The organism is Staphylococcus sp. GDY8P120P (assembly GCF_017892065.1).
Classification (GTDB): Bacteria; Bacillota; Bacilli; order Staphylococcales; family Staphylococcaceae; genus Staphylococcus; species Staphylococcus nepalensis.
The window spans coordinates 24,644-47,482 of sequence record NZ_JAESKI010000002.1; the positions used below are offsets into that span (position 1 = coordinate 24,644).

The window sequence follows — 22,839 nt, forward strand, 5'->3', positions numbered from 1 at the left end:
AAAACACCTTTCCTTTTTAATGATTTGGTTGGTTCACTTTCATAAAGAAAGTTAAAATAAACCCTATAAAATAAATGATTGCATAAGTCCAAATGGTTAATACAGGACCACCTATTGGAACAGTTATGGTTGCAATTGCAGGCCCTACGAAGTTACTTAAACCAGCTGATAAGTTATGAATAGAAACTGCAGCCCCTTTATGGTTAGGTTCTAGTATAGGGAAAATTGCTGACATGGGTACAAATGCAGCAACAGCAAACCCAAATATAACTGCAACAGCGCCAGCAACCCAAATGTTAGGTCCGGTCCAAATAGGTAAATAGTAAAAGGCCAATGTAGAAAGCACCATGCCTATACAACCAAACCAGCGGACTTGTCGTACCCAACCAATTTTATCTCCTATAACACCCCAAAATAGGTTGGTGAATATAGTTACAATATACATCAATCCCCAAATTCTCAACCATTCTGAAGTAGTAAACCCGACGGTATCAGTAAACACGATTGGCATAATGACAACGAGTCCAAACAGGGCCAATTGGTTAATTATTCTAACTACACAAGCAATGGCTACTTGAGGATTTCTTAAAATCGTTACACCTCTAGCAAATTCAATTAATATTTCTTTTGGAGTTAACTTATCTGATTCTTTCTCAGAGCCTTTTCTATCTTTAACTAAAAACATTGCCATTAAACCACCAATTAAAATGAATATAATTGATGACCATAATGTCCCCATAAAACCAATCCATGGGATGGTAAAACTTGGCAAATATGTTCCTAAAAATCCAATGCCAACGGAGTACATTGCCCAGAACCACCCCATAGCTGAAGCTAAACGATGTTTCGGAGCAGAATAAGTAATCCACACAACGAAACTATAAATAAACATAGGATAAGCAAAGCCTCTGATACCATACATGATGAGCATCATTGGATAACTTTGTTGTTCTAACCCTAAAGTTAAAAAACCAACATGAAAAATGATCCAAATAATAAATGCGAATGCCATTACTTTCCTTGGACTAAATATTTCTGCCAAAATACCAGAAAGCCAGGATGCAATTGCAACTACCAGACCATATAGTGTGAGTACAGCGGATGCTTGGTGTGCTTCAAATCCAATACTAACGATATATTTTGATAAAAAGGCTTGTTCAATACCATCGCCAGTCATAAAAACAGCAACTGCGATATAGCCCCAAATTAAAGTTAAAGGCAGTCCTAAAAATTGTTTAGAGCTATTTGTACTTAGTGAGTTCACAATAATCTCTCCTACTCTATAAAAATATTGTTTCTAAACTGCTGATATTGCTTAAATATAATCATTTACTTGTCGCTGGAGAGGTAATAACGACTTAAAGTTTTGAATATAATGCCTAAAACTTTCGATATCTTCTTCCTTAGGGTTTAATGTGATTTGCTCAGTATTGTCAAAAGCTTTAACGTTTAAGTAATTGGCCAAATTTGAATACTGAGTTTCTAGTAAATAACGAGATAAAATAGCGATACCCCATGCGCCGCCTTCACTTGCTGTTGTCATAACACTAACAGGCGTTTCCAGCGCTGCAGCTAAAAATGACTGTGCTATTTTTTCTGTTTTAAAAATACCCCCATGGCCCAGCATGCTATCGATTTGAATATTTTCTTTTTCTTTCAATAAATCAATACCAATCTTTAAAGTGCTAAAAGCACTGAAAATATGTGTTTTCATAAAGTTCGCTATATTAAATTCGCTATCAACGTGACGTAAAAACATTGGATAACCTTGTTTTACATCAGTTATAAATTCACCTGAAACATAACCATAAGATAACAATTTACCTAATGTTTCATCTCCGTTAAAAGCGCTTTCAAATAATTTGGTAAAGAGTTCATTTTTATCGTATTTTACGTTCATGAGTTGAAATACTTCTTCAAATAAATTTATCCAAGCATTGATATCGGAAGTACAGTTATTTGCATGTATCATTGCAACGTCGTAGCCATCAGGGGTCGTTACAATATCGACTTCAGGATAAACATGAACGATTGGCTTTTCTAGTACAATCATTGAAAAAATACTAGTTCCAGCTGACACGTTTCCTGTTTTTGGTGCTACGCTATTCGTTGCTACCATACCTGTAGCAGCATCTGATTCTGGTGCACACAAGGGACACCCTGGTTCCAATTCACCATTTGGATCTAACAGTTTTGCACCTGTCTCAGTTAAATAACCGGCGATTTCACCAGCTACAACGACATTAGGTAATATTTCGTTAATATCTTGTGAGTAACCTGATTTTTGAAATAATGAATTAAAACGTTCTAACAAATCTTGACGGAAACACTTATGCTCACTGTCGATAGGGAACATACCGGAGGCATCTCCAATGCCTAACACTTTTTCACCAGTTAAATACCAATGAACATATCCAGATAGGGTAGTCATATAGTTTACTTTTTTGACATGTGCTTCTCCATCTATCGCTGATTGGTAAAGTTGTGCTATACTCCAGCGCTCAGGGATATTAACTTTAAAATCTTCGCGTAAGATTTGAGCAGCTTTGTTAGCATTATTGTTTCGCCAAGTTCTAAAGGGCACCAACAAGTCATCATTTTCATCGAATGTTAAATAACCATGCATCATACCGCTAATTCCTAAAGATGCTATTGACTTAATTTGAGTATGACAATGATTTTGGATGGCTTCTGACATTTCAGCATAACTTTTTTGGATACCTACCCACACATCATTAATTGAGTAAGTCCAATAGCCATTTTCGTACTTGTTCTCCCATTCGAAAGCACCTGTTGCAATTGTTTCACAATTAGGTGCTATAGCAATTGTCTTAATACGCGTAGAGCCTAGTTCGATTCCTACAGACAGTTGACCTGAATCAACCAAGTGCTTGATATCATCACTTTCCATTTTCTTGCTCCTTTTCATCAAATTATGTAACCGCTAACAAAAATGAATATTAATTTAAAAAGAGATAAAAGTCAATTAAATCAAATTACTAAATTAGTACATTTGCTAAATTATATTTATTTATTAAAAGTTTAATATAGATTTATTTTTTTAATATTTTATATTGATGTGAAAGGTGATAGAGATAAATATTATCGTGACTGTCATGATGATTAAGCTAGTAAATGGCTGGGGATGCAATTATAAAAAGGTTTTATAGCAATAAGTGTGGAATGGTTTTAGATCAAGTAATCGGTGTAATCTAAAAGTTTTCCGATCACTAAAAGTTTGGTGAGAGAAAGGATTTATTGTATGAAATATAGCCTCTTTCCTGCCATTGTGTAGGTTATACATAGACCGTGAAAAAGGCTAGTTATCTATTTGAAATGAGTTTCTGGTCGCTTTTTAAGCAATTCATTACAATTTTAATATAGAAATTGCTACATTTTAGATGAGCGTAAGGTATGTATCTATTTTATGTCATCTTTCGTTACGTTATATTGGTTTGAAATTGAGTGCTAGAAATATATGCATATAGCGAATTTCGATTTTTTATACTCAAAGTATGGCGCACGTGACATGAAATATTGATGTATATATCGTTTGCTTATTTGAATTATAAAATGAGTTGAATTTTATGCAAAAGAATATTATTAAAGTGGGCTAAATAGGGTAAATGAATATTATGAAATTTAGAAATGATTAAACCTCATTTAAATATTTGAGTTTGATGGTTATCACGAACAAGCCTATTTTTAAATGAATGATAAATCAATTAAGTTTTATTTATAGTACAAAAGGAGCTGAACAGATTTGACAAAAAAAGTACAGTTAGGCAAATCAAATGTTATGGTGTCACCGATTGCTTTAGGTACAAATGCGGTAGGCGGACATAATTTATATAATAATTTAGACGAAGAAAAGGGTAAAGAAACAGTACGTACAGCTGTTAGAAACGGTATTACACTTTTAGATACGGCCTATATTTATGGACCAGAACGTTCAGAAGAACTTGTTGGAGAAGCAGTTAAGGAATTTGCAAGAGATGAATTTGCAATTGCCACAAAAGGTGCACATTACTTTGATGAAGAAGGCAATGTTAAAATGTCGAATGATCCTGACTTTCTGCGAAACCAAGTAGAGCAAAGTTTAAAACGACTAAAGGTAGATTATATTGATTTGTATTATATTCATTTTCCAGATGAAACGACACCTAAAGATCAAGCGGTTGCAGCGTTGAAATCATTAAAAGATGAAGGGAAAATCAAAGCGATTGGTGTTTCGAATTTTAGTTTAGAACAAATTAAAGAAGCAAATAAAGACGGGCACGTAGATGTTGTACAAATGGAATACAATTTGCTGAATCGCGAAAATGAAGCCGTATTTGACTACACAAAAGAAAACCAAATTACATTTATTCCTTATTTCCCTTTAGTATCTGGTCTTTTAGCTGGGAAGTATACTGAAAATACAAAATTTGATGATCTGCGTGCTGAAAATCCTGAATTTCAAGGTGATAGGTTCAAGGAAAATTTAGAGAAAATAGATGAGCTGAGAGATATTGCAGACAATCATAGAGTTGATGTAGCCCACGTGGTGCTTGCGTTCTATTTAACGCAACCATCATTGGATGTAGTAATCCCCGGGGCTAAGCAACCCCACCAAGTCGTAGATAACTTAACTGCGTTAGACGTTAAACTAACTAAAGAAGAAATAGAAAAAATAAACCAATTATTTCCTAGAAAATAATGAAATGTAGATGTGCTTTATGTTATGCACATCTATATTTTATAGATTTTTGAATTAATTTTGTAATATACAGAATTTAGAATTTTCTTACAAATCATTTAATGCTATAATTTAATTTTACTAAGAGAAATTATATTTATGAAAAAATATGTAAAATTATTAAAACATTTTAATTTTAAGGTTTTAATAGAATATATGAAAAGTATTAAAAGGAGATTGTTATGATTACAGTTTTATTCGGGGGTAGTCGCCCAGAGGGGAACACTGCTCAATTGACTAAAATGGCCTTAAAGGGCCACGATTACGAATGGTTTGATTTAACGCAATATCGCTTAAACCCAGTTAGAGATGTAAGACATGATGGAAGCGTCATCACCGTATACGAAGATGATTATAAAAAAATCATAGATAAAGTATTAGCCAGTGATACAGTTATATTTGCTTCGCCTGTATACTGGTATAGTTTGTCAGCGTCGTTAAAAGCTTTCATTGATCATTGGTCTGAAACATTGATGGACCCTGATTACAGAGACTTCAAAACGAAAATGTCTGAGAAAGATTTTAGACTTATTATCGTTGGCGGTGATTTTCCTAAAGTTAAAGCTAAACCATGTATCACCCAAATGAAATATAGTTTAGAATTTTTAGGTGGTACGTTATCTGGTTATATTATTGGCACTGCAGAGAAACCTGGAGATATTAAAAAAGATTCGTATGCTTTGGACCGTGCTCAAGAATGGCAAGAAACATTAAGCAGAAATGAATAATTTTACAGATAGTTTGGTCAATTGTTATATATTGTCCAAGCTATTTTCATTTGAATAGATAAAGTATTTTGAATACTAAAATTATGTTATAATATAGATATTATTACCTATCATAAATAGGGGGAAATCAACATGCATAAAGTTAGAAAAGCAACGCCAGATGATGTTGTAGGCATCCGAGATGTAGCAACAAAAGCTTGGTATAATACGTACTTAAATATTTATGCAGCTAAAACGGTAAATGAGTTGCTAGCTGCTTCATATAATGAACAACATTTACTTAAAAGATTAGAAGAACAATTATTTTTAGTTATCGAAGAAGATCAGTGTATTATTGGTTTTGCCAATTTTATATATGGTACTGAATTATTTTTATCAGCACATTATGTAAGGCCTTCATGGCAGCATCATGGCTATGGCTCTGATTTATTAAAAGAAGGCTTAGCGTATTTCAAAGATGAATACAACGAAGTGTTCTTAGAAGTAGATAATAAGAACGACGAAGCAGTGTCATTTTATGAGCAAAAAGGATTTGAAAGAGTGCGCTCCTATGTGCACGTTATGTATGGGGAAGAAATGGATTTGGCACTGATGCGTAAAACTTTAAGATAATTGTCCATCAATATGGTATGAACAGGAGGACGACATTGACATTGACAACATATGCTACACAAAAATTACCTGAAGAAAAAGTATTCAAAGACCCCATTCATAGATATATACATGTAAGAGACCAAGTAATTTGGGATTTAATTAAAACGAAAGAATTTCAACGTTTAAGACGTATAAAGCAATTGGGTACGTTGTATTTATCATTTCATACCGCTGAACATAGTAGATTTGGACATTCTTTAGGTGTATATGAAATTGTTCGTAGATTAATTGATGATTCATTTAACGGTCGCGAAGCTTGGGATAACAATGACCGACCACTTGCATTATGTGCTGCGCTATTACATGATTTGGGGCACGGACCTTTTTCACATAGTTTTGAAAAAATTTTTAACACAGACCATGAACGTTTTACACAGAAAATTATTACTGGACCAACGGAAGTGAATAGTGTATTAAGACGTGTTTCTGAAGATTTCCCTCAGCAAATAGCTGATGTCATCAACAAGACGCACGAAAATAAATTGGTTATTTCTATGATTTCGTCACAAATAGATGCTGATAGAATGGATTATCTGCAACGTGATGCGTACTTCACAGGTGTTACGTATGGTCAATTTGATATGGAACGTATATTGAGATTAATGCGACCTTCAAAAGATGAAGTGCTTATTAAAGAAAGTGGTATGCATGCAGTAGAAAACTTCATTATGAGTCGTTATCAAATGTATTGGCAAATCTACTTCCATCCAGTTAGTCGGGGTGGAGAAGTATTACTCAATAATTGTTTGAAACGCGCTAAACAACTATATAATGAAGGGTACACGTTTAAGAAATACCCTACTGATTTTGTTCCATTCTTTGAGGAATCTGTGACTATTGAACAATATGTAGATTTAGATGAAGCGGTAGTTGTATATTATTTAAAAGCATGGATTAATGAAGATGATGAAATATTAAGTGATTTATCACGTAGATTTATTAATCGTGACTTATTTAAATATATGCCGTTCGATGGTTCTATTATTACAATTACGGAATTAACTGATTTGTTTATACAAGCTGGTATAGACCCGACTTATTATTTTGTAAGCGAATCATTTTCGGACTTGCCATATGATTATGATCGTCCAGGATCAGATAGACAACCAATTCATTTATTAAGACGTAATGGCAAAATAAGAGAAATCAGTAGCCAGTCGTTGGTTATTCATAGTATAACGGGGATTAATAGGCAAGATTATAAATTATATTATCCAAAAGAATTTATATCTGATATTGAAGATGATCAGGTCAGAAATGCAATTAATAGCATATTAGATGAATTGAATTAATTTTAGGATGATATTTTTAACGTATTGAGATAGGATTATAAATTGATTACTTTTCACTCATTGATGAATGTGGCAAAATTTTAGTATAGTCAGTATAGCTGGGCAGCTTTTAAGATATGGTGTATCTGCTGATTTTAATATAGGAGGTGTACACGGATGGCTGAGAATAAAGGATTTAAATTTAATATTATAAAAAATGACCCGTTAGATGGACATAAAGGTACCAATATTGGGTCTATTAGCTTGGATAATGTTGCGCCTGTTTTTATTGATGTTGAAAATGAAGAAGCATTTATCGATATTGCTGGTATGCATGCACGTTCAAGCGTAGAAAAAGGCGTTAAATGGATCAAAGATAAAGAAAAAGTTGAAGGCGAGGAAGCTAAACCATATTGGTTATGTTGGGTAACTACTGAACGTGGAGAAAACGGACCATACTATGCAGGCCTTACAGCATGTTATTTATTAGTTAATAGAAGTATCCGTAGAGGGTATAAGAGTATGCCAGAGCATGTTAATATGATGGATAAATCTATGAAACATTTAATTGACATTGACCATATTGGCGATAACAATAAACAAATATTAAAAGCGTTTCTCAAATCACATGATTTAGATATGTGGAATAACTCAGATGATGCACTACGTGAAGCATTAAAGTCTAAATAAGATTCAAATGATTTTTGAACAGATGTATTAGACATGGTGAGTACGGATGTCAAAGTATCTTTATCGTTTACTTTTTGAGGATAGCTCACTTTAATAAGAGCAGAGATGCGAAGTCAGATTGGAATTTTGATTTTGTGTGTCTGCTCTTTTATTATGATGAAATTGTTTAAGTCATAAGGCCGTTTGACGGATTAAGTTTTAGAAATAAAAATTATATATTTAAAATGATTTTAGCAACTGTATTGCTTATTTCAAGTATGCTATAATGATGTGTATTATTTTAAAGATTAGGGTGAAACGTACATTGGAAAACAATGTTGAAATCCAAACGAAACAAGTTGTTAAACAATTCGATAACAAAGAAAAATTCTCATTATCTACTAAAGGGTCTTGGCAAAAACGTAAAGCTGATTTTATACGTTATCAGGAAGAGATAGATGGCGCTACAGTTAATGTAACGGTTAAAATTGAAAACTCAGGCGTAAAAATTATCCGAAATGGCGACATTAAATTAAATCTTCACTTTGTAGAAGGTGAAGATACAATGACTTTGTATGAAATTAGTGGTGGCCGTATCCCACTCACGGTTCATACGCATTCTATTTTACATTTTGTAAATGATAACGGTGGTAAACTGAAAGTGCATTATGATTTAATTCAAGATGAAGAGAAGATGGGGTCTTATCAATATGAAATTACTTACAAGGAGATGCCGTAAATGAACATAGTTGAACAAGTCAAGCAAACGTTGGTTGAAGAAATTCAAAAAAGTATTCAAAAAGCGCAACTTGCTGAAGTGAATGAAATTCCTGAAATAAAAATTGAAATACCAAAAGATAATAAAAATGGTGATTATTCTACAAATATTGCAATGGTTTTAACAAAAATTGCGAAACGCAATCCACGTGAAATTGCTCAAGCGATTGTAGACCATTTAAATACGACGGCTGCGCAAGTTGAAAAGGTAGATATTGCGGGCCCAGGTTTTATTAATTTTTATTTAGATAATGCTTATTTAACAGCTATTATTACTGAAGCAATCAATCAAGGAGACCATTTCGGTCAAAAAGAGATAAAAAATGGGGAAAGTATTTTATTAGAATATGTATCTGCTAATCCTACAGGTGATTTACATATAGGCCATGCACGTAACGCAGCCGTTGGTGATACATTAGCTAATATTTTAGAAGCAGCAGGATACAATGTAACAAGAGAATATTATATAAATGATGCTGGTAACCAAATTACAAACTTAGCACGTTCTATTGAAGCACGTTACTTCGAAGCGCTTGGCGACGATTCTTTCGAGATGCCGGAAGGTGGCTACTATGGTAAAGATATTATCAATATTGGTAAAGATTTAGCAGAAAAACAACCAGAATTAAAAGACTTAGAAGAAGAAGAACGTATAAAAACGTTTAGACAATTAGGCGTTGATTATGAAATGGAAAAATTAAGAAAAGACTTAGCCGATTTCAATACGCATTATGACAGCTGGTTTAGCGAAACGACGCTTTACGAGTCAGGTGAAATTCAAAAAGTGTTAGATAAAATGACGGAACTTGGTTATACGTATAAAGAAGATGGTGCAACATGGCTACGTACAACAGATTTTTCTGATGATAAAGATCGTGTATTGATTAAAAAAGATGGTAACTACACATATTTTTTACCAGACATTGCTTACCATTATGATAAAATTGAACGTGGCAATGATATCTTAATTAACTTATTTGGTGCAGATCATCATGGCTATATACAACGTTTGAAGGCGTCAATGGAAACATTTGGCGTAGATAGCGAACGTCTTGAAATTCAAATTATGCAAATGGTGCGCTTAATGCAAGATGGCCAAGAAGTAAAAATGAGCAAACGTACAGGCAATGCCATTACTTTACGTGAAATCATGGATGAAGTAGGCGTAGATGCAGCGCGTTACTTCTTAACAATGCGCAGTCCAGATACGCATTTTGATTTTGATATGGAGTTAGCAAAACAAGAATCACAAGATAACCCAGTATATTATGCACAGTATGCGCATGCGCGTATCTGTTCTATTTTAAAGCAAGCTAAAGAAAGAGGTATTGAACCTTCAACTAGTGCAGATTATGCACTTATTACAAATGACAAAGCAATAGAACTATTGAAAAAATTAGCGGACTTTGAAACTTCTATAGAAAGTGCAGCAACACATAGAGCGCCACATAGAATTACAAACTATATTCAGGATTTAGCAGCACATTTCCATAAATTTTATAACGATGAAAAAGTGTTAACAGATGATGTAGAAAAAACAAAAGCATTGATTGCATTAATTGATGCAGTGAGAATTACACTACACAATGCATTGAACCTTGTTGGTGTCACTGCCCCAGAATCAATGTAAATAAATCTGTTTATAATTATAATCGGATTTCGAAAAGTAAGTATGAGGTTTGTCTAACAGTTTGATGGGATATCATCATTTCTAAGACTAAACCTTGCTTACTTTTTTTTATTGTCTTGCACATATAATATTTTAAAACTAATGGATAGGGGGGTTATATATGTTAGACACGCAGTCGTTGTATCGCACGTTATATTCAAATATGGGTGCGCAAAATTGGTGGCCTGCCGAATCTAAAATGGAAGTGATATTAGGGGCCATTTTAGTGCAAAATACAAACTGGAGAAATGCGGCGTATGCGCTTCAAAATTTAAAGAAAGAGACAGCCTTTGACCCAGAATGTATATTAACTTTGGAGTTAGAACAGCTACAAACAATAATAAAATCTAGCGGTTTCTATAAAAATAAAGCCATGACTATATTAACTGTGCTCAATTGGTTAAAAAGATTTGAGTTTGATTTCCAAGCAATACAATTATATTACGAATCTCAATTACGTAACGCCTTATTAAAAATAAAAGGGATTGGGAGTGAAACTGCTGATGTCTTGTTAGTGTATGTTTTCGAAGAAGTGGCATTTATACCAGATAGCTATACTAGAAGGATTTATGCTAAGTTAGGCTACAAGCATACAGAGAGTTATGAAAAGTTAAAGCAACATATCCAACTGCCTACATTTTTTACAAATAAGGATGCCAATGAATTTCATGCTTTATTAGATAACTTCGGAAAAAATTACTTTAGTAGTAAAAATGAAAAGAAATATACATTTTTAGATAAGTATTTTAAAATATAAATTTCATAAAAATGATGTCGTTAAGTAGATGAATTTTTGATAAGATAAAAGCAAATAAAGGATAGGAGTTAAAGTCATGAAAACATGGAATAAATTAGTGTATCTTTTACTCATTTTTGTTGTTGTATTAACTGCTTGTGGCACTAAGTCAGAGCAACCTAAAAATGATACAGAATCTGATAACCAATCATCATATAAACGCATTATTTCTCTTATGCCTAGCAATACAGAAATATTGTATGAACTTGGTTTAGGTGATGATATCATAGGCGTTTCAACTGTTGACGATTATCCCAAGAAAGTTAAAGATAAACAACAATTTGATGCGATGAAACTTAACAAAGAATCACTGATGAAAGCTAAACCAGATTTAATATTGGCCCATGAATCTCAAAAGGCCACTAACGATAAAGTATTGAAAAGCTTAAAAGATAGTGGCGTAAAAGTAATTTATGTGAAAGATGCACAATCTATTGATGAAATGTATGCTACTTTTAAACAAATTGGTAAAGTGACAAATAAAGAAAAAGAAGCTAATGCACTTGTAAAAGAAACGAAAGATAATATCGATCAAGTGAAAAAATCAGTACCGGAAGATGCTAAAGGACAAAAAGTATTTATGGAAATTTCCTCTGAACCAGAAATATATACTGCAGGAAAAAATACGTTCTTTGATGATATGTTAACCCAATTAAAGACAGAAAATAGTTTTTCTAATTTAGATGGGTGGCAAAAGGTTAGTAAAGAAGACATTATTAAACAAAATCCTGATATAATGATATCGACGATGGGTGTTTCAACTTCTGAATACCAACAGATAATCGATAAACGTGGCGGATTTAACCAAATTAATGCCGTACAAAACAACAAGATGAAATCTGTCAATGGAGATGAAATTTCAAGGCCAGGCCCGCGTATAGACAATGGTTTGGAAGCTTTAAAAGAAGCTATATATGGCAAATAAAATGTAAGCAATCGGCAACTAAAAAATAATTAAAAATACGATATATACCCCTGAAAATGATGTTTAAATACTTCATTTTAGGGGTGTTTTTTAACCGAAATACCTTTATCAAAAGAAACCATAAAACATGATTATAGATATTATATTTAGTTCTATTGTTAGTTGACATAGGTTATTTACTTTATATGTAAAAATGTATACCATGCTAGTTATGATTGGTACGCATTTTGTTATAATTATTAAAGGTTAAGAGATTTTAGTGAAAGCGTGGAAAATACATGAAATACAGTAAAGCATTAATCATTTGTTTTTTAATTCTCATCACTAGTATGTTATTAAGTTTGTTGTGGAATATTGGTGATATCCACGAAGTATTGACACAGTCTATATTATTTCAAGTTAGAATCCCTAGAACAGTACAAGCATTATTAGCTGGTATTGGTTTAACACTAGCAGGCCATATGTTCCAAACATTATTAAATAACCCATTAGCTGATAGTTTCACTCTAGGGTTAGCAAGTGGTGCCACTTTCGGGTCAGGTGTGGCTGTCGTCTTAGGATTATCATTTATTTGGTTGCCAGTGTTTTCAGTATTATTCAGTATTATTACATTAATCATTGTTATCGCGCTCACTACTGCTATGTCTAGAGGTTACCCTATAAGAACTTTAATATTATCTGGCATTATGATAGGCGCCTTATTTAATGCTTTTTTATATGTGTTAATCATCTTTAATCAAGAGAAAATGAATAATATAGTAAATTATATGTTTGGTGGCTTTTCTTCAGCAGAGTACAATGAAGTAATATATATAGGCATCATACTTTTTATTGGTATTATCATTTTGTTTAGCCTACTTTCAAAAATTAAAATATTGCAATTAGGCCAATTAAAAGGGCAATCGCTCGGATTAAATGTACAATTACTAACGTATGGTGTGTTGTTTATTGCATCTATTATTACTGCTGTTATAGTAGCGTACGTTGGTATTATTGGTTTTATTGGAATGGTCATCCCGCAACTTGTACGTCGTCAAAATCAACAATTTAATATTGGACAACAGATGGTGTTAAATATGTTGATTGGTGGTACAGTTATGGTATTGTCTGATTGGCTGGGTAGTGTGTTGTTAAGCCCGTTCGAAATCCCGGCCAGTATCATATTAGCAATGCTTGGCATCCCAGTATTGTTTTATATTATGATTACGCAACCACGTGCAATTGAATAAACTAAAAATGACTATCGTCGAGAAACGATTTATACTATATAATGATATTTATTAATTATGATTTGGCGTAAGGTAAACATAAGATTAAAGAGGTTATAGCTATGGATTTAACGCATGTGAAAGCGATCGTTTTTGATTTAGAAGGTACATTATTAGACAGAAATAAATCTAGAGAAAAATTTATTGAAGAGCAATATGAAAGATTTCATGATTATTTTGTACGTATCCAACTAGAAGATTTTAAACGGAAATTTATAGAATTGGATGATGACGAAGACCATGATAAACCTGAATTGTATAAAGCAATAATTAAAGATTTCCATATAGATCGACTAACTTGGAAAGATTTATTCAGTGATTTTGAAATGCATTTTTATAGGTATGTATTCCCTTATTATGATACGCAATATACTTTAGAAAAATTAACACAATATGGATATTTAACTGGTGTAATCGCAAATGGTAAGTCAAAAATTAAACAGTTTCGTTTACACGCATTAGGGGTTGAGGATAATGTAAATTATTTATCTACTTCAGAGACAGTAGGATACCGTAAACCGCATCCTAAAATTTTCGAAGATATGTTAACTCAACTCGGCACCAAACCTGAAGAGACAATGTATGTTGGTGACGACCCACTTAATGATGTGGCACCTGCTAGAGCAATGGGCATGATTAGTGTTTGGTTTAAAGAAGATAATGAAAATGATCTTACGCCATTACCAGAGGAAGTAGATTTTACAATTAAAACTACAGAAGAATTACTCTCCATATTATCAATTAGTAAGAAAGGAAGATAAAATATGAACTTATTTACAACAAGTGATGGTATAGCTTTAAACTATAAGACGAGTGGGGAAGGCAAAGCGATCGTAATGATTCACACTGCTTTTGATAATTTTTCAGTATTTCAAGGTTTAGAAGCTAAATTTAATCATGCTTATCAAGTCGTACTCATTGATTTAAGGGGTCATGGTTACTCGGATAAACCTACTAAAATTAATTTTCAGACATATGCTAAAGATATAAAAGAGCTATTAGATTACTTATATATTAGTGAGTGTTCGATTATAGCACATGAGTTGGGTGGTTCGATTGCTGCGTTATTTACTGCACAATATCCTGACGTTGTAACTTCATTAACAATGGTTAATCCTACACTATTAAATGACATCACGCCTGAAGAGCGTTTATATAGAAAATATGCAGATAAGATTAGAAATTGGGATGGTGAAGCACAACAGAAATTCCTTGATAAACAACTATATTATTCTAAAAGGAAAGCTAAAAAATTCTTGAAACAAGTGGAATATACCAACAGTATGTCTACAAAATCTGAAATTGAAGCAGTAAAAGAATCATTTATTGATAACAATGTTATGAATTATTTAAAAGAACTAAAAGCACCGACATTAATTGTAGTAGGGCAACATGGTGAACGGACGACGGTATTCGAAGCGAAAGAAGTTGCTGATTATATCGGTGACACGCGATTTGAAGTTTTTGAAGCATCGGGGTTATATCCATTTGTAGAAGAAAAAGATAAATTTATGAATCATGTTGCTGAATTTATAAAACAGCAAGTTCCATCAGTAGCTTAGTACCACAAAAAGATTACAAGATAACTTGTTTTGTAATCTTTTTGTAACATGACTGTTATTTTAGTAATATTTATAGTACAATAAAAACAAGCACAATAAAAGTCAGTTAAATATAGAAGGAGAGAGTGCTTATGAAAAGGTTATGTGCAGTAGTTTTAGTTGCAGGATTAACATTTTCTGGTATTAATGCAGGAACTGTTGAAGCGGCATCTGGGAACTCAATCCAAAACGTTACTGAATTACAACATGGCGATCAATCGTTAGAAGGTGCAAAATTAGGAAATTCTATTCAAACTGTATTAAAAGATAATAAAAAACCAATTTACTCATATAAACCTGACGGTTCAGAACACTATTATGAATTCAAAAAAGATAATGGTGTACTTGTTGTAACTGCGGATGGTAAGAAAAACGATGGAAAAATCACTCGTATTTCTATGAGCTATAATGATACAAATGGTCCTGCATACAAAGAAGTGAAAAAACATGTAAGTGACACGGCTATTACGCGTGAGCATTATAATAATGTGACAGGTAACTTTGGTTACGTTCAAGATAACGAAGTATCTTACCAATTTAGCTCTTCATCACCAAGTGATAAAAATATCAAGCTTTATCGTATTGATATTGGTAAATAACTTTCACTTGTAATATTTAAAATGAATAATAAACCGACAAGTGTAATGCTATATACTTGTCGGTTATTTTATTGTTACAATGAGAGAAAGTTTAATTATATATGTTAGTCATTTACATATATTAATATATAGAGTATTTATTTAATATAAAAAAGGAGCCTATCATGAGAGTTAACGACAAAGTATTAGTAGAAAATATCAATGATTATTTCACTCATAAAGGTCTTTCCCCAAATCTTATAGATGATATTAAAGGGAAACTAAAAAAAGAATTGAAAAAATCGGAAGCACAAGATTTGGATTATATAGAATACAGAAGAAAGTCACCAGCTGAAATTATTTTAACGATTCAACGTAATTTATTTACATTACAATTAAATCCTATCGTATTTTTTATTATCAATTTTATTTTGCTATCCTATTTGTATGACAAACAATATGTGCCATTTCAGGCTGCGACTGGTTTATCCATTTTTTACTGTTTAATTATCTTGCCAATATCAATTTTTATTTATTTGAGAATTGATTGGAAAAATTATCTCTATAGTAATAAATTCGAGAGGGTTATTGGCCTTAGTGTTGCTGCAGTAGCGTTAATACTAGTCTTTGCGCATGCTTTTGGCTTTGATTTAGGTATTGTAGCTGTCACAATATACGCACATCAATTTGTCTTTTTTGTTGGTATCATTTTTAGCATTTCAGGTATTTACTTTAGAAGGTTAGAATTTACTGGCATAGGTTTGTTATTTTGTCAAAAAACGATAGATGCAATGATTAGTAACCCTATCGTTACACAAATTGCTTCAATCGTAATTTGGGTTTTATTATTAATCGTGATTATCTATTACACGATTAGAATATCTTCTAGAAAATAGCAATATTTATACTAATAAATAAAAATGTATCTTCATTTTTTGAATGGAGATGCATTTTTTTATTTAAAATTGTTTTATTTCGAACATATATATTAGCTTAGGAAATAGTTCTAATCTATCTGCTGTTGCTTATATTGTGATTTCATCTTGACCAAGACAGGGCAGGCGCAAGAAACACTTTTAGAAAATAAGTATGTCATGCGAGAACTATAGGTTTTTTAACGTGTTTAATTTAATATTAAGTTTATAGAATGAAGAAAAAGAAGGTACTATGGCTAAATATTTAAAATTGAGCGTAAGCATTATTAAACAAGGGTATATAAATCATATAAAGGAGGTGGCCCAAAATGGAAAAAATAAGAATTAATTGTGACATTGAATTGGCATATATCCGTGAGGGTCAAGGCTTTCCTATCATTTTAATTCATGGTTTAGATGGCAATCTTGCTTCTCTATGTAACTTGAAAGACGAATTAAAAAACGACTTTGACGTCATCATTTATGACGTTAGGGGACATGGCAAGTCATCCAAGCCCAATGCATTTCGTTTGAAAGATCATGTAGAAGACTTATATATATTGATGCATAAATTAAATGTTAAAAAGGCACACTTAATAGGGCATGACATGGGCGGTCTCATTGCTAAGCATTTTTCTGATGAATATGCATCGATGGTAGAGTCATTAACATTAGTTGCCTGTAATTTAGTAGATAGTGTATTTGAATTAAATAAATTAATGATTGAACATGAAGACGAAATAGAAGGTTTTGATAAATCTGAATCTTTATTATTATTACTGCCTTATATATACAAAGACAAAGAAAAGGCTAAAAAGTGGTTTCAATCACAGCTTATTTATAATAGGCAATCAGCTGAAGATAGCGCCGTTGCTACACGAGCTTTAATGCAATTTCCAGTATTTAACAAGGATACTATAATTGAAGAAACAGACATACCTACTTTAATCGTTAATGGTAAATACGATCCTTTTGTTACTGAAGAAATGTTGAATAAGTATAAACAAGTGTTTAAAAAATTAACCTTGGTTGAATTTAATCAATCAGGCCACGCTCCCCATATAGAAGAACCGAAACATTTTTTAGAAGCTTTTTTGAACTTTATAAAACCGAGCGTGTATCAAGAGTAATGAACTAGCTGAGCTATTTAGACTGTCGACAAAGTCTCTGATTTTGTCGACAGTTTTTTATGCACACTTTTCACGGGCACAGCCTCAACTCATAGTGTTACCACATCAGAATAAATAACTACCAATAAAAAATGCAGCTTATTATAAGAAAATATCATTCGGGTATAGAAATCATGAAAACTTGGGCAACTATATCTTATTAATTTCGCGACTTTATGCTTCTTATATTAAAAAAGAGATTAAGTAACCTAAGAATGTCTAAGCGAAAAAATTTGTCTCAGACCGCTTTGGCAAAGCGCCGCATAAAAAAGTCTGAATCATTTAGTCATGACCCAGACTTTGAATTATTTATAGATGTATTATGTGAAAGAAAAAGCTGTTTATACTTCTTTTTCATCATTTGATGCTTGGATACGTTTGTCGACACGTGATAATAATTCGTTGATCTTTTTGCGTTGCTTAGAATCAACTAATATTAATACAGTCCTTTCATCGTGCTCATTACGTTTTTTATCAAAGTAATCTTCTTGAGATAAATTTTTAACTGCTTTAACAACTTGTGGCTGTTTATAGTTTAGGTGATTGATGATATCTTTTAAGTAATATTCTTCACTTTCGTGTTCGCTAATATATGTTAATACAGCAAACTCCTCGAAACTTATTGAAAATTCTTTTTTGATAATACTCTTTAATTTATCAGCGTATGTTACCATCGCTAATAATTCAAAACAATCGTTAATTTTGGTGATAGCCATGCTTAATTCCTCCCTAATTTATATGCCCAATCAAATATACATATTAAAAATCTTTTTGTATAATAATTTGTCTTAATTCAAAGTTGAATACAAAGTTTTTATCATAATTTACAGCTCTAATAAATTTGGGTAAAATATATTAAAACCAGCATTATTTAATTTATTATAACTAAATAAAAATAGAAAGTAAACAAAAAACCGTTTAAACATCACAGTAATGATTTAAATTATTAATTCAATTATTTAAATACCAATGATTGAATCATAATTAATGCTTCTCTATTACAATTTGTCACTATTTGATAAAAAACATAAAAGACAAATATCATTTTAAAAGATTATGGCATTTATACTGTACACATTTAATTTTTAAATCGCACAGTACCAGCATTCCTAGCTATGACATCGCCGGGCTTTAATCCTTCAGTTATCAATATAGTTTTTTTATTACCCGATTTTTCTAGTTTAATAACCCTTTTAATAATTTTTTTATTTCTTAGCAGGTAAACGAATTGATCATTATCTATTGCTGTGCGAGGTATTTCAATTTGAGTATTAGGTATTTCAATTTCAACATGACTTCCAAAGAAGTAAGCAGGTTTTGGTGTAATTTCAATTAAATATTTGGAATTTTGAGATGCTTGATTTTGCTTGAGTGGCAGTGTAGAAATTTGCTTTATTTCTCCGCTAGAAGTCCTCCCGTTCTTGGCTTTTATTTTTAATTTATCTTTTACATGCAAAAAGGGGCGGTCGTTTTCAGAAACCTTTGCTCTTATGATAGGTGTTGCATCGTATATTTGAACCAATGGTAACTTATTTAAAGAAGAATATGTGTAATTTATGTTAATTATACCAGAGATAGGAGCGAAGATGGTTGTGCGTAATTGAGTTTGTAGTTGCGCAATTTCAGTTTCTAGATTTTTTATAGCTAAATCATAGTTCGTAGATGCGTATGTTTTGTTTTGAGTTAATTGAGCGAGTTGTCTTTGTTTTAAAGTAATGCGCTGTTCGATTTGGGGATTATAGTATTCGAAAAGTGGTTGATTTTGTGCTACCTTCGATTGGTTTTGAACATACCAATCATGTATGGCGCCCTTAGTTGGATTATAATCGATTGTGATTAACTGAGAAGGCTCTTGTTTGCCTATGAAGTATTGGGGCTTTTTGTAGGTAACCTTTATCGTTTCAATTTGGTTATTTGCGATGAAGGTTGTTTTTGATTTTAAATATAACCATAAAAATAATGCAGTTGTGCTAAATAAGATAAGCAATGCGAGTAGTAGAATACAGATACGTTTCAATAATTTATCACCTCTAATGTTTTAATGTAATGATTATACTGTGTTTGTATCTTTTCTGCCATATAAAAAAAGCGTTATCCACCATTTTTTAAAAGTAAATAACGCTGTGCTTTATTTATTAAAATAATCTTAAAAGTATAATACCAATCATCATTGCAATGATGCCGATGATTTTTCTTTTGGTGATTTTGTTTACAAATGTGCCTAATAGACCAAAATGGTCGATGATAATTCCCATCAACATTTGACCTAACATCACAATGATTGTAGTTAATGCTGCACCAAGATGAGGCATTAGTATAATATTTGTAGTAACAAAAATTACACCCAAGATACCACCAATGAAATAAATAGGTTTTAATTTACCTTTTTGTGAATGGTAAGTAGTCATTTTAAGTGTTCTGTTGAAAATCATTGTTAAAATAAATAATGTTATTGTTCCAATTATAAATGAGATTAATGATGCTAATATAGATGAATGCACTTGTTGGCCTAAAGCACTGTTGATAGCTGTTTGTATTGGAGGACAAAAACCAAATATAAATCCAATTATGAGCCAAATATAAACTTTAGAATTCATATTTTTATCTTTTGGGTTTCTGCGTAAATAATTCATAAGAATGATCCCCAAAATTAAAAATAAGATACCTAACACTTTAAATATAGTAAAAGGTTCTACATCTGCGCCGAACCAACCGAATGTATCAATTGTAACGCCCATAATAATTTGTCCAGCGACAGTCATAACTACTGTTAAGGAAGCGCCCAATCTTGGAAGTAATAATAAGTTCCCAGTTAAAAATACTACCCCAAGTATACCACCGATAAACCACACATAACTCAAAGTTTGGTCACTATAAAATTGTGTAGTAAAAACATGCGGATTTGTAATTAAATTAATCAAAATTAAAAAGATTGTGCCAGTAGCAAAAGAAATGGTTGAAGCATAAAATGAGGATTTTGTATAAAGACTCAACCTTGAATTAATTGAAGTTTGGAATGGAACAACCATTCCAGCAATGATGCCTACTAAATATAAAAGAATCATTAAATCACGCTTTCTATAGAGATAACTTCATTATATAGGAAAGATGCAGATATGCCTATATTATTTTGTGGTCGTGTATAAATCTGTACATAAAATGATGTACACAATTAAAGAAATATAATAAAATAGTTACATTGATTGATTTTTAAAAGTAAAACGAATCAATCAAAATTATAAAAAATACTCATAAAAATTAGGGATCATTATTTTATGGTAATTTAAATATTTAAAGAAGCGGTGGCAATTTACATTGAAACAACTTTCGATTATACGCTTATTAGATGAAGAAACGTTTTTTATAAGCGCAGGAAGTAATGAAGGAGTTCATAAAGGTCAATTTATAGAAGTTTTAAATCCTAGAAGATCGTATAAAAACCTTGCCCAAGTTATTGAAGTGTTTGATCAGTACACGATGTGTAAAAAATTGGGGAAAAGTAAAGTGTTTTTCGGTGATACAGTTAGGTTGCGGCCTTGCAGGAATAGTTAATGCAATGGATAGTGATAAGGATACGTACAAAAATTGTAATTACGGCTTAATTGGAACATCTATGATTACTGGAACGTATTTTTCTCATATTAATAGATAAAAGGCTGGGACACCATAAATTCAATGATGCCTCAGCCTTGAGTTTAATGTTGGTATTAGTTGATAAGGTGTTACTTTTCTAAAGTGCTAACGCTAAAGTATCACTTCTCAATTTTATCGCGTTAGTGATATGATGCATGGGCATTAGTTCATGTAACCCACTTGGCCTTAGTATCATCCCATGCAAGTGTATTAATACTTCTTGTATCCCTTTTAATGTTAGTTAGCACTTATGCATGATATTTAGTTTATATAGCTTTTTTGGTCTTACTACACCTTAATTAAACCTCAAAAATAATTTTTGTAGATTTATCGATGATTTGTGCCGCATGTACCTTCGTTGGAATGCCAGCTTTTGGTCTTAATATATCTAGTGTAATCAACTTATTCATTCCATCTTTTACAGCACTTTCATTGATGAAGTGTTCAATTTTCGGTATTTGTATTTTAATATCTTTATTCACGGCGTCAATAAATACAAGTTCTAAAGTTTGTGTCATCTTAGTTTACCTCCTTAGTTCACTGTTTCAGTTTTGATAATTTCAACAGTTTCAAATTTTTCTCCAGTAATTTGTTCGATAATAGATTTAAAGCTTTTAATTTGGTCAGTAGTTGCTTCAGTATTTAAATTTGCAAAATGACGCTTGAATTGAGTAGCTTTACCATCTTTATCATAGGATGTGCGCGACATGGTGACTGCTAGTTGACTGATTTGATTCATTTGTGTAACCTCCTTTCACTATATATATCGTTTTTCATTTGCAAAAAGGGCAAAAAAATTTAAAAAAATTAGACAAAATACTTTCATGTGACAAAATCATGATATATCATTAAATATGGAACATTAATGAATTCAGAGGTGAATGTATGAATCAAGTAGATCCTATTAGAAATATTAATGAGATAAAAGCGATGTACGAAGCGTTAAAGTCTAAGTCACAGCGTGATTATCTATTATTTAAGTTTGCTATACATACGGGTGTGAAACTTTCTTCTTTATTAAATTTAAACGTGCAAGATGTAAGAATTGAAGATAAGGGTGTAAAATATTATTGGGTGGAGACGCACGCCCCTAGGATTCAAATTAGATTACCAGAAACATTAAGAAATGAATTAATGGCATATATCACAGAACAACAATTAGAAAATGGTGAACTTTTGTTTCAGTCAAATAGGACACTAAAAGGTCTATCTAGGCAACAAGCTTACCGTATTATTCATACTGCCGCAGAAGATTTAGGTATGTTACACATTGGTTTGACAACGTTGCGAAAAACATTTGCGTATCATGCATACCAATCTGGTATATCTATATCAATTATTCAAAAATATTTGGGGCACCAGACCACGTTTGAAACGATGAAGTTTATTGGTATCTCTACGAAATCAAGCAAAACAACAATAGCTTTAAATTTATAAATTATACTTAAA

24 protein-coding genes are annotated in these 22,839 nt (G+C 32.0%); 17 read left to right on the plus strand and 7 right to left on the minus strand.

From position 1 onward, the window contains the following. Window positions 1–16 precede the first annotated feature (16 nt). Window positions 17–1,264, minus strand: coding sequence for an MFS transporter (locus KA900_RS00455; protein WP_318270843.1), 1,248 nt, complete (start codon window positions 1,262–1,264; stop codon window positions 17–19). 51 nt (window positions 1,265–1,315) lie between these two features. Beyond that, a complete protein-coding gene (locus KA900_RS00460; RefSeq protein ID WP_103372856.1) occupies window positions 1,316–2,911 on the minus strand; it encodes a xylulokinase in 1,596 nt (531 codons plus the stop codon). 852 nt (window positions 2,912–3,763) lie between these two features. Here KA900_RS00460 and KA900_RS00465 point away from each other — a divergent pair. From KA900_RS00465 to KA900_RS00535, 15 genes are all read left to right on the plus strand, one after another. After that, on the plus strand, window positions 3,764–4,699 hold the full coding sequence (locus KA900_RS00465) for an aldo/keto reductase (RefSeq protein WP_210139167.1): 936 nt from the start codon (window positions 3,764–3,766) through the stop codon (window positions 4,697–4,699). A 221-nt stretch (window positions 4,700–4,920) separates the two neighbouring features. Continuing rightward, window positions 4,921–5,466 (plus strand): flavodoxin family protein, encoded by a 546-nt coding sequence (locus KA900_RS00470; protein ID WP_096810829.1) that lies wholly within the window; start codon window positions 4,921–4,923, stop codon window positions 5,464–5,466. Between the two features lie 132 nt (window positions 5,467–5,598). Then, on the plus strand, window positions 5,599–6,078 hold the full coding sequence (locus KA900_RS00475; protein ID WP_103372857.1) for a GNAT family N-acetyltransferase: 480 nt from the start codon (window positions 5,599–5,601) through the stop codon (window positions 6,076–6,078). Window positions 6,079–6,095: 17 nt separating this feature from the next. Continuing rightward, window positions 6,096–7,412 carry an HD domain-containing protein gene (locus tag KA900_RS00480; RefSeq protein ID WP_210139168.1) on the plus strand — a complete coding sequence of 439 codons (1,317 nt, stop codon included), beginning with the start codon at window positions 6,096–6,098 and terminating at the stop codon, window positions 7,410–7,412. A 156-nt stretch (window positions 7,413–7,568) separates the two neighbouring features. Continuing rightward, the gene (locus tag KA900_RS00485) at window positions 7,569–8,081 is read left to right on the plus strand and encodes a YwhD family protein (RefSeq protein WP_096810826.1); all 513 of its coding nucleotides are present in this window, start codon (window positions 7,569–7,571) and stop codon (window positions 8,079–8,081) included. 268 nt (window positions 8,082–8,349) lie between these two features. After that, window positions 8,350–8,799, plus strand: a complete 450-nt coding sequence (locus tag KA900_RS00490) for a YwiB family protein (protein ID WP_390894821.1) — start codon at window positions 8,350–8,352, stop codon at window positions 8,797–8,799. Further along, entirely contained in the window at window positions 8,800–10,467 is a 1,668-nt protein-coding gene (gene argS, locus KA900_RS00495) for an arginine--tRNA ligase (RefSeq protein WP_096810824.1), read from the plus strand. It abuts the gene before it with no gap. A 160-nt stretch (window positions 10,468–10,627) separates the two neighbouring features. After that, window positions 10,628–11,263 carry an endonuclease III domain-containing protein gene (locus KA900_RS00500; RefSeq protein ID WP_107644095.1) on the plus strand — a complete coding sequence of 212 codons (636 nt, stop codon included), beginning with the start codon at window positions 10,628–10,630 and terminating at the stop codon, window positions 11,261–11,263. Window positions 11,264–11,339: 76 nt separating this feature from the next. Beyond that, a complete protein-coding gene (locus tag KA900_RS00505) occupies window positions 11,340–12,227 on the plus strand; it encodes an ABC transporter substrate-binding protein (RefSeq protein ID WP_107644094.1) in 888 nt (295 codons plus the stop codon). Window positions 12,228–12,505: 278 nt separating this feature from the next. Next, window positions 12,506–13,456, plus strand: a complete 951-nt coding sequence (locus KA900_RS00510; protein ID WP_207572425.1) for a FecCD family ABC transporter permease — start codon at window positions 12,506–12,508, stop codon at window positions 13,454–13,456. A 101-nt stretch (window positions 13,457–13,557) separates the two neighbouring features. Then, complete coding sequence (locus KA900_RS00515) at window positions 13,558–14,256, plus strand: HAD family hydrolase (protein WP_115342378.1); 699 nt, start codon at window positions 13,558–13,560, stop codon at window positions 14,254–14,256. Between the two features lie 3 nt (window positions 14,257–14,259). Further along, the gene (locus KA900_RS00520; protein ID WP_096810819.1) at window positions 14,260–15,057 is read left to right on the plus strand and encodes an alpha/beta fold hydrolase; all 798 of its coding nucleotides are present in this window, start codon (window positions 14,260–14,262) and stop codon (window positions 15,055–15,057) included. 131 nt (window positions 15,058–15,188) lie between these two features. After that, window positions 15,189–15,695 (plus strand): SA0570 family protein, encoded by a 507-nt coding sequence (locus KA900_RS00525; protein WP_096810818.1) that lies wholly within the window; start codon window positions 15,189–15,191, stop codon window positions 15,693–15,695. A gap of 164 nt (window positions 15,696–15,859) precedes the next feature. Continuing rightward, complete coding sequence (locus KA900_RS00530) at window positions 15,860–16,570, plus strand: hypothetical protein (protein ID WP_096810817.1); 711 nt, start codon at window positions 15,860–15,862, stop codon at window positions 16,568–16,570. Between the two features lie 347 nt (window positions 16,571–16,917). Continuing rightward, on the plus strand, window positions 16,918–17,718 hold the full coding sequence (locus tag KA900_RS00535) for an alpha/beta fold hydrolase (RefSeq protein WP_210139169.1): 801 nt from the start codon (window positions 16,918–16,920) through the stop codon (window positions 17,716–17,718). 380 nt (window positions 17,719–18,098) lie between these two features. Here KA900_RS00535 and sarA read toward each other — a convergent pair whose 3' ends face one another. From sarA to KA900_RS00550, 3 genes are all read right to left on the minus strand, one after another. Further along, window positions 18,099–18,473 carry a global transcriptional regulator SarA gene (gene sarA, locus KA900_RS00540; RefSeq protein WP_210139170.1) on the minus strand — a complete coding sequence of 125 codons (375 nt, stop codon included), beginning with the start codon at window positions 18,471–18,473 and terminating at the stop codon, window positions 18,099–18,101. Window positions 18,474–18,835: 362 nt separating this feature from the next. Then, window positions 18,836–19,774, minus strand: coding sequence for an efflux RND transporter periplasmic adaptor subunit (locus KA900_RS00545; RefSeq protein WP_210139171.1), 939 nt, complete (start codon window positions 19,772–19,774; stop codon window positions 18,836–18,838). A 118-nt stretch (window positions 19,775–19,892) separates the two neighbouring features. Beyond that, window positions 19,893–20,822 (minus strand): DMT family transporter, encoded by a 930-nt coding sequence (locus KA900_RS00550; protein ID WP_210139172.1) that lies wholly within the window; start codon window positions 20,820–20,822, stop codon window positions 19,893–19,895. A gap of 250 nt (window positions 20,823–21,072) precedes the next feature. On the opposite strand from KA900_RS00550, the gene KA900_RS00555 reads away from it, so the two are divergent. Beyond that, entirely contained in the window at window positions 21,073–21,309 is a 237-nt protein-coding gene (locus KA900_RS00555; RefSeq protein WP_096810813.1) for a hypothetical protein, read from the plus strand. A gap of 380 nt (window positions 21,310–21,689) precedes the next feature. Here the strand turns inward: KA900_RS00555 and KA900_RS00560 are convergent, their stop codons facing one another. Beyond that, window positions 21,690–21,908, minus strand: coding sequence for a DUF2922 domain-containing protein (locus KA900_RS00560; protein WP_210139173.1), 219 nt, complete (start codon window positions 21,906–21,908; stop codon window positions 21,690–21,692). A 14-nt stretch (window positions 21,909–21,922) separates the two neighbouring features. Continuing rightward, a complete protein-coding gene (gene sroA, locus KA900_RS00565; protein WP_096810811.1) occupies window positions 21,923–22,129 on the minus strand; it encodes a sigS mRNA-stabilizing protein SroA in 207 nt (68 codons plus the stop codon). A gap of 146 nt (window positions 22,130–22,275) precedes the next feature. Between sroA and KA900_RS00570 the strand changes: the two genes are divergently transcribed. Beyond that, complete coding sequence (locus KA900_RS00570) at window positions 22,276–22,827, plus strand: tyrosine-type recombinase/integrase (RefSeq protein WP_096810810.1); 552 nt, start codon at window positions 22,276–22,278, stop codon at window positions 22,825–22,827. Window positions 22,828–22,839 lie beyond the last annotated feature (12 nt).